The following is a 2,053-nucleotide window of genomic DNA, read 5'->3' as shown; positions in this document are numbered from 1 at the left end:
ATGACCATTGCAGATCAGGAAGAGTTCTTCAGATTACTCAAGGAAGCTATCCTTTACATCCCTGTTGAAATGCAAAAGGAAGAAGTCTTTGACATTGAAAACCAAAGGGTTGTGGATGTAATAAAACCTATACCTCCACTTGGATTCAATCTGGTCTCACTTAACTTGAATGACGGTTCAAGGGCAGTTGTTGCATTCACTAGAAAGGAGATCATGAAGGAAATCAAGCTCAAGAGAGACCATGTCCTTATGAATATGAGAGACCTTGCTAAAATAATATTAGGTTATGGAGACACATTCTCCTCAATCATCATCAATCCACAAACAGAACATTCCATAATGTTAAGCGTAGGCACATTCGTAAATCTCTTCAGGGAAAAGGTAAAAAGCCCATTCATAGTTTCACTTGAGCAGACCTTTGAAACATTGAAGCATAATTCAGTGGAACTTGACAACCATTACATGTTCTTCATCAGATCAGAATATGAATTCATGGAAAATGAGGCAAAGGACGGAATCTTTACAGCAAAGATGCCACTTAGGGCAAGCACAAATCCCGATTTCCAATCCAATCTTCCAATCCTGCATAAGCTTATGATGGTGCAAGGCCAAAGGATATTGTATACAGGCAATCCTAATGAGGAACAGACCGATTTCAATGTATTGATTGCACCTGGAAGTGAGTTTGAAAAGTTCTATGATGAAAACGAAGACATTTCCGTATGGAGATGTATTAAACAACCATTTTATGATAATTTAGATGAGGGGGATGATGAATAATCATCCTAACAAATGGTTTTGAAAAATAGAAAAAAAATATTCCACCAATTATCTAAAATAAAAAAAAACAGAAAAAAAATATTCCGCCAATTTATCTAAAATAAAAAAAAACAAAAAAATTAAAAATATAATAAAAATAATTAAAAAAAAGAAAGAAAATTATTCTATTCAATTTCCTTCAAATAAAAGATTTTCATTATATATTGGACTTTGGCCTAAATTAAAGTCCTCTCCACCCATATGATTTAAAATCATATTCCTTAGTGAATATCCTCCACAGAAATTAAAAAAGATCACATGAGGAAGAACTATCTGCAAGTTAGTGACATTGACATCAAAATCTTGAAGTTCTAAAAATGAATTGAAAATAGTTATATCTTCAATGCTCAATCCTGAATCATCAAGATTCAAATTAGTTATTGTGAAATCAGGATTTTTAAAATTAATACCCCTAAGATATAACTCAGAATTGCCTGCCTTCACATCATCATCAAAACTTACATTGAAATCTTTCTTGGAAAATCCATCATCGCTATGATTGCTACTATTGCCATTATCTGGAGCGGTCTTATTGTCAACCACATCACAACCCCCAGGAACAACAGGAACAACAGATTCATTGTCAACCACATCAGAACCCCCAGGAACAACAGGAACATCAGAACCATTGTCAACCTTATCGAAATAATCCGGAACAGCAGACTCATTGTCAACCACATCAGAACCCCCAGGAACAACAGGAACATCAGTACCATTGTCAATAACGCCTGAATCATCAAGAAGACCAGCATCATCGCCAACAGCAACACCATGGTCATTGAATGGGGCATTAACAATAAGCTCTTCATGACATATATTTTTATCATTACCATCAACATCAGCTGCAGCAGCGCAACCTATGGCAATTAATAAAACTAAAATAAATGTTGATATTAATATTATTCTTTTCATCCAATCACCGTTTAATATGACATAGTATTTAAAGCGACACATATAAATATTTTCGACTGTAAGCACTTACTTACAAGTAAAAAGAGGTATAAAAGAATAATAAGGATTTTTAATTAAAATAAGAAATATTTAAGTCAATGCAGACTAAAATGACTAAAAATATTAAAGATATTCAAAAATATTAGAATAATAAAAATATTAAAAAAAGTCTATAAAAAAAGAACTAATCCTAATTTTAAAAAAAAACATATGTAAAGGGGGTGATATGTAATTGAGTAAGGTTTAGTATTAGGATTAGTTCCTATGACAATAAATTTAGTTT

Annotated in this window: 2 protein-coding genes; one reads left to right on the top strand and one right to left on the bottom strand. The window is 32.5% G+C overall.

Going from position 1 to position 2,053, the window contains the following annotated elements; translation table 11 throughout:
- Nucleotides 1-780 (top strand): SseB family protein (locus tag ACKI67_RS09875; RefSeq protein WP_407463362.1); only part of this gene is annotated, 780 nt, incomplete at its 5' end.
- Nucleotides 781-948: 168 nt separating this feature from the next.
- Here the strand turns inward: ACKI67_RS09875 and ACKI67_RS09870 are convergent.
- The gene (locus ACKI67_RS09870; RefSeq protein WP_407463361.1) at nucleotides 949-1,731 is read right to left on the bottom strand and encodes a hypothetical protein; all 783 of its coding nucleotides are present in this window, start codon (nucleotides 1,729-1,731) and stop codon (nucleotides 949-951) included.
- Between the last annotated feature and the right edge of the window lie 322 nt (nucleotides 1,732-2,053).

Source organism: Methanobrevibacter sp. (assembly GCF_045577275.1).
Lineage (GTDB): Archaea > Methanobacteriota > Methanobacteria > Methanobacteriales > Methanobacteriaceae > Methanobrevibacter.
Note: the sequence above shows the minus strand (reverse complement) of the source record. Positions and strands in the feature narration are given on the sequence as shown.

What these genes read in the sequence shown, in the direction of transcription:
- ACKI67_RS09870 (WP_407463361.1), bottom strand. Translation starts at nt 1,731, where the DNA reads ATGAAAAGAATAATATTAATATCAACATTTATTTTAGTTTTATTAATT.